This is a genomic window from Peribacillus sp. TE19612, assembly GCF_056279465.1.
The window spans coordinates 1-12,772 of the sequence record NZ_JBWCCL010000006.1 but is presented as its reverse complement, the minus strand read 5'-3'; the positions used below and the strand labels follow the sequence as shown (position 1 = coordinate 12,772).

At 38.9% G+C, this 12,772-nt stretch carries 14 protein-coding genes and 1 pseudogene; 13 read left to right on the top strand and 2 right to left on the bottom strand.

Features of this window, described 5'->3' with window-relative positions; translation table 11 throughout:
* The first annotated feature begins 27 nt into the window (after positions 1 to 27).
* From miaA to spoVK, 3 genes are all read left to right on the top strand, one after another.
* Entirely contained in the window at positions 28 to 948 is a 921-nt protein-coding gene (miaA, locus tag ACZ9AO_RS12015) for a tRNA (adenosine(37)-N6)-dimethylallyltransferase MiaA (protein ID WP_476109231.1), read from the top strand.
* Positions 949 to 951: 3 nt separating this feature from the next.
* Complete coding sequence (gene hfq / locus ACZ9AO_RS12010) at positions 952 to 1,185, top strand: RNA chaperone Hfq (protein WP_034313436.1); 234 nt, start codon at positions 952 to 954, stop codon at positions 1,183 to 1,185.
* 383 nt (positions 1,186 to 1,568) lie between these two features.
* Complete coding sequence (gene spoVK, locus ACZ9AO_RS12005) at positions 1,569 to 2,525, top strand: stage V sporulation protein K (RefSeq protein WP_034313433.1); 957 nt, start codon at positions 1,569 to 1,571, stop codon at positions 2,523 to 2,525.
* Between the two features lie 37 nt (positions 2,526 to 2,562).
* On the opposite strand, the gene ACZ9AO_RS12000 is transcribed toward spoVK, so the two are convergent.
* Positions 2,563 to 3,171, bottom strand: coding sequence for a trimeric intracellular cation channel family protein (locus ACZ9AO_RS12000; RefSeq protein ID WP_057276371.1), 609 nt, complete (start codon positions 3,169 to 3,171; stop codon positions 2,563 to 2,565).
* 168 nt (positions 3,172 to 3,339) lie between these two features.
* Between ACZ9AO_RS12000 and hflX the strand changes: the two genes are divergently transcribed.
* The 4 genes from hflX (at position 3,340) to glnA (ending at position 7,846) form a co-directional block, all read left to right on the top strand.
* The gene (gene hflX, locus ACZ9AO_RS11995) at positions 3,340 to 4,593 is read left to right on the top strand and encodes a GTPase HflX (protein WP_048680932.1); all 1,254 of its coding nucleotides are present in this window, start codon (positions 3,340 to 3,342) and stop codon (positions 4,591 to 4,593) included.
* 12 nt (positions 4,594 to 4,605) lie between these two features.
* Positions 4,606 to 5,874 (top strand): methionine gamma-lyase family protein, encoded by a 1,269-nt coding sequence (locus ACZ9AO_RS11990; protein WP_048680936.1) that lies wholly within the window; start codon positions 4,606 to 4,608, stop codon positions 5,872 to 5,874.
* A gap of 196 nt (positions 5,875 to 6,070) precedes the next feature.
* Complete coding sequence (locus tag ACZ9AO_RS11985) at positions 6,071 to 6,475, top strand: MerR family transcriptional regulator (protein ID WP_048680941.1); 405 nt, start codon at positions 6,071 to 6,073, stop codon at positions 6,473 to 6,475.
* Between the two features lie 36 nt (positions 6,476 to 6,511).
* Positions 6,512 to 7,846, top strand: coding sequence for a type I glutamate--ammonia ligase (gene glnA, locus ACZ9AO_RS11980; protein WP_034313424.1), 1,335 nt, complete (start codon positions 6,512 to 6,514; stop codon positions 7,844 to 7,846).
* A 109-nt stretch (positions 7,847 to 7,955) separates the two neighbouring features.
* On the opposite strand, the pseudogene ACZ9AO_RS11975 reads toward glnA, so the two are convergent.
* Positions 7,956 to 9,111, bottom strand: a pseudogene (locus ACZ9AO_RS11975) (site-specific integrase).
* Between the two features lie 220 nt (positions 9,112 to 9,331).
* On the opposite strand from ACZ9AO_RS11975, the gene ACZ9AO_RS11970 reads away from it, so the two are divergent.
* The 6 genes from ACZ9AO_RS11970 (at position 9,332) to ACZ9AO_RS11945 (ending at position 11,711) form a co-directional block, all read left to right on the top strand.
* Positions 9,332 to 9,946, top strand: a complete 615-nt coding sequence (locus ACZ9AO_RS11970) for a hypothetical protein (protein ID WP_476109139.1) — start codon at positions 9,332 to 9,334, stop codon at positions 9,944 to 9,946.
* A gap of 46 nt (positions 9,947 to 9,992) precedes the next feature.
* Positions 9,993 to 10,247, top strand: coding sequence for a hemolysin XhlA family protein (locus tag ACZ9AO_RS11965; protein ID WP_476109138.1), 255 nt, complete (start codon positions 9,993 to 9,995; stop codon positions 10,245 to 10,247).
* A 12-nt stretch (positions 10,248 to 10,259) separates the two neighbouring features.
* Positions 10,260 to 10,436, top strand: a complete 177-nt coding sequence (locus ACZ9AO_RS11960; RefSeq protein ID WP_476109237.1) for a hypothetical protein — start codon at positions 10,260 to 10,262, stop codon at positions 10,434 to 10,436.
* The gene (locus ACZ9AO_RS11955) at positions 10,399 to 10,506 is read left to right on the top strand and encodes a phage holin (RefSeq protein ID WP_476109230.1); all 108 of its coding nucleotides are present in this window, start codon (positions 10,399 to 10,401) and stop codon (positions 10,504 to 10,506) included. Before ACZ9AO_RS11960 ends, ACZ9AO_RS11955 begins: the two co-directional genes overlap by 38 nt.
* 56 nt (positions 10,507 to 10,562) lie before the next feature.
* On the top strand, positions 10,563 to 10,910 hold the full coding sequence (locus ACZ9AO_RS11950; protein WP_476109137.1) for a peptidoglycan recognition protein family protein: 348 nt from the start codon (positions 10,563 to 10,565) through the stop codon (positions 10,908 to 10,910).
* A 99-nt stretch (positions 10,911 to 11,009) separates the two neighbouring features.
* Positions 11,010 to 11,711 carry a peptidoglycan-binding protein gene (locus ACZ9AO_RS11945; RefSeq protein WP_476109136.1) on the top strand — a complete coding sequence of 234 codons (702 nt, stop codon included), beginning with the start codon at positions 11,010 to 11,012 and terminating at the stop codon, positions 11,709 to 11,711.
* The last annotated feature ends 1,061 nt before the right edge of the window (positions 11,712 to 12,772 follow it).

Genomic DNA, 12,772 nt, shown 5'->3' with positions numbered 1-12,772 from the left:
GGACCGACTGCTGTTGGGAAGACAAAGATGAGCATTGAGATGGCAAAGTTATTTAATGGTGAAATTATTAGCGGAGACTCCATGCAGGTTTATAAGGGGATGGATATTGGTACTGCAAAAATCAAGAGGGAAGAAACAGAAGGAATCCCCCATTATTTACTTGATATTAAAGAACCTGATGAACCATTTAGTGCAGCAGAGTTCCAGGAGCGAGCCAATGCTTGTATCGAGGATATCCAAAGCAGAGGTAAACTTCCCATTATCGTCGGCGGAACAGGATTATACATACAATCAGTCATCTATGATTATCAATTTTCGGAGGCTCCATCCAACCCTGTTTATAGGGAGGGACTTGAAAAACAGGTAAGGGAGTCAGGAATCGATCCTGTTTTTGAACAATTACGCAGCGTTGACCCTGAAAGCGCGAATCGGATTCACCCCAATAATGTAAGAAGGGTGATCAGGGCACTTGAGATTTTTCATTGTACTGGTAAAACGATGAGTGAGCAGCTAAATGAACAGCCTACAGAATTGAAATATGATACGTGCATCATTGGATTGACAATGGAACGTGAAAAGTTATATCAACGCATCGATCAACGTGTTGATGTCATGGTAGAACAAGGGCTGATTCAAGAGGTGGAGTCATTTCATGAAAAAGGTTTGAGGGATTGCCAATCGATCCAGGCTATAGGCTATAAAGAAATTTATGATTATTTTGATGGAAGGGCTTCATTGGATGAAGCCGTTGAGACATTAAAGCAAAACTCCCGTCGATACGCAAAAAGGCAATTGACCTGGTTCCGGAATAAAATGGATGTAATTTGGTTTGATATGACCGATCTCGAGGGTTTTCCAAAAAAAATACATGAAATATCTGGATTAATAGCAGGAAAGCTTTTCGGTGAAGGCGAATACATAAATTTAGAGAGAAAAGAGGAGGACTAATACATGAAACAATCAGTAAATATTCAAGATCAGTTTCTTAATCAATTACGTAAAGATGGTACGTATGTGACGGTATTTTTATTAAACGGGTTCCAGATTAGAGGACAAGTGAAAGGGTTCGATAATTTTACCGTTTTATTTGAATCGGAGGGCAAGCAGCAATTAGTCTATAAACATGCGATTTCTACATTTGCTCCACAACGTAATGTTCAGATCGATTACGAAGTGAAGGAATAATCATATATATGAATGTAAAAAACAGGTTTAGCTTATAGCGACCTGTTTTTTTTTGCATGCCCTTCTCTGTCCTTTTTCAAAGAATCGATAATTTTACGTACCTTATTTGAATATATATCAAGGGACGGATTATTTTCCGGGAAACCGCAGGAAATGACATTACCCCTAATATATTGGTGAACGGGAATGGGATTTGTCGTAATAAATCCTCCAATGAAAAAATCCTGTCAGAATAAGTCGCTTTTCAAGAAGGGAATGGGGCTTAATCACGAAAGGAATAAACGAATTTTCCGATGGAATAATTTTGGCTATGCAGCATTTGCCATGCCATCATAAAAAATTGTGGTGTTAGAGTCAGGGTCCAAGATGGAGAGGTGAATGAAATGGAACAACCGATCCGTATGAAAAATAACGGGCAAATTAATATTGTGTTTAATGCGGAAAACAGAAAAGCGCTACAAAAGGATCTGCCGATAAAAGAAATTTTGGTGCAGGAAATCCCCCACCAGCATGTGGCATTGAAAGAGATTGAGGATGAACTGAAATCGCTGGTTGGAATGGAAGAAATGAAACGGATGATAAAAGAGATATATGCCTGGATTTACATCAATAAACAACGTGAGGCAAAGGGGCTGAAGACTGGCCGGCAAGCGCTGCATATGATGTTTAAAGGAAATCCGGGAACAGGGAAAACAACGGTTGCACGTTTAATTGGGAAGTTGTTTCAAAAAATGAATGTACTTTCGAAAGGGCATTTAATTGAAGCGGAGAGGGCAGATTTAGTCGGGGAATACATTGGTCATACTGCCCAAAAAACCAGGGATTTAATTAAGAAGGCCATTGGCGGAATCTTATTTATTGATGAAGCCTATTCCTTGGGAAGAGGCGGCGAAAAGGATTTTGGTAAAGAAGCCATAGATACCCTTGTCAAGCATATGGAGGATCGGCAGCATGAATTCATTTTGATCCTTGCTGGATATTCGAGGGAAATGGAATATTTCCTAAGTCTTAATCCTGGCCTTCATTCCAGGTTCCCGCTCGTTATTGATTTTCCGGATTATACGATTGAACAGTTAATGGAAATAGCCGATCGGATGCTGCAGGAAAAGGAGTATCTTATGAATCGGGATGCCGAAAGGAAATTAAGGGAACATTTAATCATATTACGTTCATTCCGGGGACCTATTTCATTCTCTAACGGTCGTTATATCCGCAATATAATAGAAAAGTCAATTAGGGCGCAGGCGATGCGGCTTTTACTGGAAGATTCATTTGAAAAATCCGATTTATTGACGCTTACCAGCCAAGATTTGATTTTCGAGGATGAAGAGAAAGAATGACATGGAAAAGCCCACCAAGATGGCGGGCTTTTCAAATTTATGTTTTAGGCACCCATTTTTTATTAGGAAGATGCCAATTATTGGTGTAAGAAAGGACTCGCAATATCGTGATGACGGCAAAGAGCGAATAAAGCTGCCATGATTGGGATAAAACACCACTGCCTAAAGCCAAGCCTGCAATGATGGCCCATACTGCGTAGATTTCTTTTCTGAAGACCAATGGCTTTCTTCCGGCCAGCACGTCACGGAGTATCCCGCCGCCGCATCCGGTTAATGCAGCTGATACTATAATGGCGCTTATTGGATGATTAAGTTCCACGGCATACATCGCCCCTTGGATGGCAAAGGCTGAGAGGCCAATGGCATCACTGAGATTTCCCCATCTGTCCCAGTGCTTTGATAGGTTTGTAGGAAAAACAAAAACGATGGTGATGGATACTAAAGCGATGACAAAATAGAAACTTTGATCCCATAAAGCTGAAACGGGGACGCCGATCAACAGATTGCGGATTGCCCCGCCGCCAAAGGCGGTTATGATTCCTAAAATATAAACTCCTAAAATATCATACTCTTCTTCCATGGCGATGATGGTTCCGCTTATAGCGAATGCAATCGTACCTATGAAGCTTAATACTTCCCATGTCATATGAATGTCCCTCTATGTCTTTTCGATTTTGATGGTAAAGCCAAATTTGATTTTAGCATGGTATCGCAATTTTTAAAACGGTTAAAAGCTTCGTTTGGAGGAAATTTTTATATATTCAATTTTTTTGTTATGATTAACTGAAATCTACCAGAAGGTGGTGCATGTGATTTGGAAGAAGCAATAAAGGAAACGGCTGTCTTGATTGGGTGTCAAACAACTGAGACCAGTGAACATTTTGAATATTCACTCGATGAACTGGCTTCTTTGGCGAAGACTGCGAATGCTGAGGTTTTAATGACCATCTCCCAGAAAAGGGAAAGCGTCGATCCGGCTACATATATAGGAAAAGGAAAAGTGGAAGAACTCCGGAATCTGGAAGAGGAACTGGAGCCGGATTTATTTATCTTTAATGATGAATTATCCCCGAGCCAGATTCGGAACCTTTCGAAACAATTGGAGGCAAGGGTCATAGACCGGACACAGCTAATATTGGATATATTTGCTCAGCGGGCTCGATCCAGGGAAGGGAAGCTGCAGGTTGAACTTGCTCAGCTCCAATATTTATTGCCGCGTTTGGTTGGACAGGGGACGGCAATGTCCAGGCTAGGAGGCGGAATCGGCACAAGGGGACCAGGGGAGACGAAGCTGGAAAGCGACCGCCGCCACATCCGTGGAAAAATAGATGAAATAAAACAGCAATTAAGTGGAATAGTGAAGCATCGTGAACGCTATCGTGATAGAAGGAAACGTAATAAGACCTTTCAAATAGCACTTGTGGGATACACGAATGCAGGTAAATCAACGCTGTTCAACCGTTTGACGGAGGCGGATTCATATGAAGAGAACCAATTATTCGCTACGCTGGATCCCATGACACGAAAGGCGATTCTTCCTAGCGGATTTACCGTGCTGCTGACGGATACGGTTGGATTCATACAAGATTTGCCGACATCTTTAATTGCCGCATTCCGCTCTACCTTGGAAGAGGTGAAAGAAGCGGATCTGCTGTTACATGTGGTCGATTCCTCAAGTACCGATTACTTTAATCATCAGAAAACGGTGCAGGATTTGCTAAATGACTTAGATGTCCCTTCCATTCCACAGCTAACGTTGTATAATAAGAAAGATAAGGTTCACGCTGATTTTGTGAGATCAGCCAGTCGTGCTTCATTAATGATCAGTGCCTATGAACAATCGGATCTGAATGAAATCATGGAAGAAATTGAAAAGTACGTGATTGAAGAAATGATCCCGTATCATGTTTTCCTGCCATCGAGTGAGGGTAAACTATTATCACAGCTGAAAAATGAAACCATATTGCGCACTCTCTCCTTTAATGAAGAATCGGAAAGATATGAATGCAAAGGTTTTTGTCTAGCTGATCATCCAATAACCGGGCAGCTGGAGAAATATTCATTATAAAGGGGAATTTTGATGTATCAGCAGTTAACAAATGGAGAAGTGTTGAAAAACATTGCCCAGGAAGTGGAAGCAATGATTTCTCCATTACATAAGCAAGTGGACGAACGAATCGAAGAAAATCAATTTCGCGTATTACAAAGTTATCAAGCACATAAAGTGAGTGATTCCCACTTCATCCCGACTACTGGGTATGGATACGATGATATGGGCCGAGATACGCTGGAATTGATATACGCAGATGTTTTCGGAGCGGAAGCTGGATTGGTGCGCCCCCAAATTATATCAGGCACACACGCCATCTCCACCGCTCTTTTCGGCATATTGCGCCCAGGGGATGAATTGTTATACATAACTGGAAAGCCGTATGATACTTTGGAAGAAATCGTCGGTATCCGGGGGACGGGTATTGGATCTTTACGTGATTTTCAGATCAGCTATAAGGCCGTTCCGTTGGCGGAAACTGGAACCGTTGATTTCGAAGCCGTCAAACATGCCATTCAACCGAATACGAAGATGATCGGTATACAACGATCAAAAGGGTATGCTACACGTCCTTCCTTTACGATTGATGAAATAAAGGAAATGATTGCCTTTGTTAAAGAGATTAACCCGGAAATCGTCGTGTTCGTGGATAATTGTTATGGAGAGTTTGTTGAGACACAAGAACCATGTCATGTCGGAGCGGATTTAATGGCTGGTTCACTCATTAAAAATCCTGGCGGCGGGATAGTGAAAACCGGTGGATACATTGTTGGTAAAAAGGACCTGGTTGAAGCTTGCTCTTACCGGTTAACATCACCAGGAATAGGGGCTGAAGCAGGTGCTTCGCTTTATAGTCTGCAGGAAATGTACCAAGGATTCTTCCTGGCACCGCATGTCGTGGGCCAAGCTGTTAAAGGAGCGATGTTCACAGCGGCCTTTTTAGAAAAGCTCGGTATGAATACATCCCCAAAATGGGATGCGAAGCGAACTGACTTGATTCAATCCGTTCAATTTGATGAACGGGATAAGATGGTTGCCTTCTGTCAGGCCATCCAATATGCATCACCAATCAATTCACATGTGACACCATATCCTGCCTATATGCCGGGATATGAGGACGATGTAATCATGGCTGCAGGCACCTTTATACAGGGGGCTAGCATTGAACTGACGGCAGATGGTCCGACAAGGGCTCCATATGTTGCTTATGTTCAAGGCGGATTGACATACGCCCATGTTAAAATGGCTGTATTGACTGCTGTGAATGCACTAATGGACAAAAAGCTGATTCAATTGTAATTGAAATTAAATAAGTTATGTTATGGGAATCCAGATACAATTGGATTCCAGTAAGAATAATAGTCATAATATTTGTGTAGTAAAAAATCATTTAATTTTTCTGATAAAATCACGTCATAAAATGTAACATCATATTGACAAGTTTAATAACATGATATAAGATTATTTTAAGATAAACAAAAGGAGGATGCTAAGAATGAGCGGCAACAACATTCGGCGTTCGATGCCTCTTTTTTCCATCGGAATCGTCATGCAGTTAACTGAGTTGTCTGCACGCCAAATTCGGTATTACGAAGAGCATCAACTTATTACTCCTATGAGAACAGATGGAAATCGTCGGGTCTTTTCATTAAATGACATCGATCGACTGCTTGAGATTAAAGATTTAATCGAACAAGGAGTCAATCTGGCCGGCATTAAAAAGATTTTCACTGTAAAGGAACAGAATTTACCTAAAACTCAAGAATTAGAACAAGCGGAAAAAATAAGGCATGACCTTAGTGACGAGGAGCTTCGCAAGCTTCTGCGTGCCGAGCTTTTACAAGGAAGCAAGCATCGAACATCTCTTAGACAAGGGGACATGTCCCGTTTTTTCCAATAAAAAATATGATTTATGAATTATTAGGGGGAATAGAAATTGGCAAAGTTCACACGTGAAGACATCACTCGTTTAGCGAAAGAAGAAAATGTTAAGTACATTCGTTTACAATTCACTGACATTTTAGGGACAATTAAAAACGTTGAAATCCCAGTCAGTCAATTAGAAAAAGCACTTGATAATAAAATGATGTTTGACGGATCTTCCATTGAAGGCTTCGTTCGTATCGAAGAGTCTGATATGTACCTATATCCTGATCTAAATACATGGGTTATCTTCCCTTGGACTTCCGAAAAAGGTAAAGTGGCACGTTTGATCTGTGATATTTACAATACGGATGGAACTCCTTTTGATGGAGATCCACGTGCAAACCTAAAACGTGTCCTTGCAGAAGCAAGAGAAATGGGCTTCACAGATTTCAATCTTGGACCTGAACCTGAATTCTTCCTATTCAAACTGGATGCAGCAGGCGAGCCGACGCTGGAATTGAACGATAAAGGCGGATACTTTGACCTTGCACCTACTGACCTAGGAGAAAACTGCCGTCGTGATATCGTTCTTGAGCTTGAAGAAATGGGATTTGAAATCGAAGCATCCCACCATGAAGTAGCTCCAGGACAACATGAAATTGACTTTAAATATGCAGATGCGATTTCAGCTTGTGATAACATCCAAACATTTAAATTGGTTGTTAAAACGATTGCCCGCAAACATGGTTTACACGCAACATTCATGCCAAAACCATTGTTCGGTGTTAACGGATCTGGAATGCATTGTAACGTTTCTCTATTCAAAGGCAACGAAAACGCATTTTATGATAAAGAAGGTAAATTGGAATTAAGCAAAACAGCTGAGCAATTCATCGCAGGTATCATTAAGCATGCTCCAAGCTTCACTGCGGTAACAAACCCAACTGTTAACTCATACAAACGTCTAGTTCCTGGTTACGAAGCTCCTTGTTATGTTGCATGGTCTGCTAAAAACCGTAGCCCGCTAATCCGTATCCCAGCTTCACGCGGAGTAAGTACTCGCGTAGAGGTACGTAGTGTCGATCCAGCAGCAAACCCATACTTGGCACTTGCCGTTCTGCTAAAAGCTGGTCTTGACGGTATCAAGAACGACTTGACTCCTCCAGCTCCAGTTGATCGCAACATCTATGTAATGAATAAAGAAGAACGTGAAGAAGTAGGTATCGTTGATCTACCAGCTACTTTATATGCTGCATTGGAAACATTAAAATCTGATGAAGTCATTAAAGAAGCATTAGGTGAACATTTACTTGAACACTTCGTCGAAGCAAAAGAAATCGAGTGGGATATGTTCCGTACACAAGTTCACCCATGGGAACGCGAACAATATATGTCAATGTATTAATATCTCAAACCCTTGGCACCTTTGGTGTCAGGGGCTTTTCTATTTCGGGCATTCATTCAAAAAATCTAATGAAGTTATCAACTGCCCGATAAATGCCCGATCAAAAAAATTATTCAAGGACATTTTTCATATGCTCCTCGAATTTATCCATTGTGTCATGTTCAATTTTTTTACTAATATGTGAGTATACATCTGCTGTGATTTGCATACTGCCATGACCTAAACGCTCTTGAATGTATTTCATGCTTGCGCCTGCCTCTAACTGTAATACTGCATGCGTATGTCGAGTAGAGTGAATAGGCAAAGAGGGGAGCTCTGCTTTTTTTAAGATACGAGCAAATGAATAAAAAAAGGCTTGATTTTGGCATGTAGTTACCATCATTTCTGCATAATACTAAATTAAGTTCATGATAGTAATCTTCTTGTAATGCTAATTTGTTTTGGTTTTGATACTTCTTGTGAAAAAGTAAATCATTTGTAAGGGACTGACTAATTGTGATTACACGTTTTGAATGATAAGTTTTAACATCGCCAAAGGTTTTACTTTGATCCTTACTTGCTTCTTGAAAATCAAGAGATTTATTAATATTAATTGTTTTTTCTTTTAGGTCAATGTCTTTCCATTGTAAGGCGGCTGCTTCACCTTTACGTAGACCGGTTTCAATAAGGACTTTATAAAATATCCAGTAAATATATCCATATTCATGGGATGCTTTTAAAAAACTAGAAATATTTTCAGAATCGATAAACTTTAGTTCACTGTTTTTATGTTCACCTTTAATCGTAACTCCAGAGCAAGGGTTCATTTTAATTTCTAATATTAAGGCCTTTTCTAATGCATTGTACATTGTACCATGTATGATCTCTATTGTTCTTCTACTATATTTCTTTTCAGTTAGTTCATTAATAAATTTTTGATACATTATGGGCTTTACATTTTTAAGTAATATGTTTTTGAAATATGGAATAATGTGTTTTTCAATGTTACGCTTGTGTAATTCAAATGTATTTTTGGCTACAGTACCACGTTTATATTCATTTAGCCACGCATTCAAATACGTCATTAATGATTCAGGTGTAATTTCGTAGCCTTCGCGAATCATTCCTTCCATTTCTTCAGCTGCTAGTTGGGCTTCTTTCTTACTTTCAAATCCTTTTTTAGATTTTTCTTTAGTCTTTCTTGTTATTGGATCCTGATAGTAGATTCGATATTCCCAAAAATCTTTGTTTTGGCCTTTCTTTTTGTATTTATAATATTTAGCCATATTTCCTCTCCTTCTTTTCAAAAATATTGAGTGGATTCAATTGAATAATAAGGTTTTGATGATAAATATAATCGCCGTATTTTTCAATATATCTCTCTAAGGCTTCTTGTAAAAACCTCTCAGTAACGTTTAAAAACTCAGCAACTTCAAAGGGATTTGAACAACCATATTTATAAGCCTCAACAAAGCAAGAAAGAGGCAAAACCTTACTGTATGCCCATTGTCTAGCTGTTTTTTCGAAGGAAAGCTGTCGTTACTGAATACAACAGGGAATGCAGAGATGCACCTAGGTTCCGATGCTACAAGTCCATACGTTCAATCAATAACTGTATTCAACCGTACATATTCTCCAGCAGCTAATATGTATGTAACATCGTCTGGGGTTATTGGTCGGACAACGTCAGCCACTAAATATAAGTTAGAAATTGAGGATTCGAAGGTTGACCCGTACAAGATATTAGACCTTAATCCTAAAACATGGTATGACAAATCAGCTACGGAAGCTTATGCCGATGCACTTACAAGGGAGCATGCTGGTGAGGTTGTTGATTGGGCAGAACTTGATATTCCCCAATTAGAACGAGTTTCAGGCTTAATCGCTGAAGATGTTATAGCGGCAGGACTTCCGGAATATGCGACATTCGAATTTAATGAAGATGGAACTCGCGAAGTAGAGGGGCTAATGTATGACCGCCTTTGGACTTTGCTTATTCCTGTTGTACGTGATCAGAAAGAGGAAATCACTTTACTAAAAGAACAAGTCAAGTCTCAAGATGAGAAGATATCCAACCTAGAAGCACGACTAGCAGCTTTAGAAGCAAAGATAAATATATAGAGAGAGAATTTATTAAAGGGGGTCATGGACATTGGAGGAGAATTCTATGGACACATGGCAACAGGCGGTTAAAAATGATATCGATGAATTAAAGGCTGATAGGGTATTAATGAAACAGGATATCAGAAACCTTCAAGACAAATCTCTGCTTCATGATCACGACATTCGAGAAATGAAAACAGACTTAACTGATATTAAAGTTGATACGAAATGGTTACGGAGAACAATTACTAACGCTCTAATTGTTGCGTTAATTGGTGGAGCCGTAGCCATTTTTTATGCAGCAATTAAAAACATTTAGGGAGGAATATTTATGGATAACATAAAACAATATGTAGCAATGATTGGCGGTGCTCTCGGGGCACTGCTTTTATTTTTTCAATCGCTAGGTTATCAGGTTGAATGGTTCAATGAAAATACAATCAACTCATTTATTAACTTCCTTACTGCTGTTGTCCCTCTCAGGGTTTGCTTTATATGGAGTATATAAGAATCAATATTTAGTGACTAAGAAAGCTCAAAAACAAGAAGAAGTCTTGAAAAAGAATGGATTAAAATAAGCTGCCCATCGGGTGGCTTTTTATTATGAATTTAAATTAAAAGGAGACGATGGAAAATGAATTTTACTAAACTTCATCAATTGGTTGATAAAAGAGGTAAATTAATATCCAAAGGCATTTATTCAAAACGCACAAAAGCAATTACCCACCGAGTTTGGCACCATTCCTTAACAAAGAAAGATTTGGGTGGTTCTGATGCTGCAAGCTTCGCGGGTTACCATGTAAACACGCTGGGGTGGCCGGGGATAGGGTATACATTTGTTATCGAGCCTAAGAATGTTTTTAACACACCAAACGGTAAAAGAGCTCGGATTGTATATGCGAACGATATCGACCGCAGGACCTATCATGTGGGGAATAGCAATCAGTTCTCTCTAGGTATCTGTGTTGCTGGAGATTATTGATATGACACTATGGATGATGCCTCACTTGCCAGTATTGCTGAACTTCATGCTGCACTTGTTAAAGATGGAATTGGGAAATATGATAAGGCCCATAATGAAATGCCAGGTTATAGTTGGAAAGCATGTTGTCAGTATAACTACAGAGATGCTTTTGATTGGAAAGGTTCAAAAACTCCAGCCAAACCAGCACCGGCTCCTGATGTTTATACAATCCAAGAAGGTGATACTTTATGGAGCATTGCACATAAGGATGGAACAGGCGGGGTTCAAGTTGAAGATTTAATAAAAGCGAATCCTGGTATCGATCCAACTAAATTAAAAATAGGTCAGAAAATCAATTTTGGAAATGCTAAAGAGGTTATTGTACAACCAGATATAAAAGAGGATGACGGAATTTCGAACAGTGGAGATGAAACAATCAGATCCATTCAAAAAACTTTAAATATCCGTTATGGAACGGGCCTAATTGTGGATGGATTTAATGGCCCTAAAACCAAATCATCATTTATCAAAGCACTACAAACTGAACTTAATAAACAATTTAATAAAAAGTTAGTTGTGGATGGAAAGTGGGGAGCTAAAACTAAGGCTGCAATTGTCACTGTCGAAAAAGGTGCAAAAGGGAATCTTACATGGATTCTACAGGCTGCACTGTACAATGAAGGATATAACCCTGGATCACTTGATTCTATTTTTGGAAAAAATACCGAGTCGGCTTTGTATAAGTTCCAGAAAGATAAAAAGATAACTGCAGATAAGAAGGCAGGCAAAGCTACCTTCACGGAATTGTTTGCTGCATAATAAAAAGCGAGGAATATAAAGGATTTTACACGGTAACAATACTAATGTGAGAAGCCCTGACAAGTCTCGCCAGTTGTAAAACCTTCACTTATGGAGAGGGTTTTATCTTTTTTTGTAGGATGAATAAAAGGTAATCGAATGGATAAAGTATCAAATGTGTTAATACTTCCAATTGACACTCCTTTTCCAAAAGCCCTTCTCTAATGAGGGGCTTTTTTATTTCAATGCATATAAAATCATTAATTGGATAAAATATTATTTTGGTTTCCAACAACACTCCTTCAGACAAAAAAGCTCTTCTCTTAAACGAGAAGTTTTTTTTTATTCACAGGAATATTAAGTAATTAAAGGAATACAATTAATTTATGTGTTACCCTGCGCTCTTTAGGTTTGAACTTCTTCTCCTTCAATCGAGAGGGGTTTTTTTTTGTAGGATGAATAATAAATAATTGAATGGAAATAACTAAATTATTGTACTATTCCCAATGGTACCTCCATTGTTAAAAGCGCTTTTCTTTAGTAAGAGGGGCTTTTTAATTACATGGGTATATAATGTATTAAATGAGGCAATATAATATTAAGGCTTTTCCACCTTTGACTTAAAAGTCCTTACTCTTTGTGAGTAGGGGCTTTTTTGCTTTGTAGAATGAATATAAATTAATTGAATGAATACACTTTCAATAACCCTGGAAAATCATCTCTTTCTCTTCATACCCTTCTCAAAATCGAGAAGAGTTTTTTTATTAAATTGGAATATTTTGTTATTGAATAGGGGCTATGATATTATTGTGCTACCCCCTAAGTGTACGATTTAATGCCCTTATTCGTATTGAGTAGGGGCTATTTTTTGTTAAAATTAAAAGGCGTTGGTGAATTTCTTAATGAACTAAAGAGGCAGCATTCCTGTAATAACTGAAAATGAGGTTTGAACGAAAAAAGACCTCTTGATAAGATGAATGTGTCCTGAGCTGGCCAGCTAAAAAGGACAATACATCTATTTGGAGGTCTCAAAATGAATTATAACCAAAATCATAAAATCTCTCAAATTACTTCTGAAACCT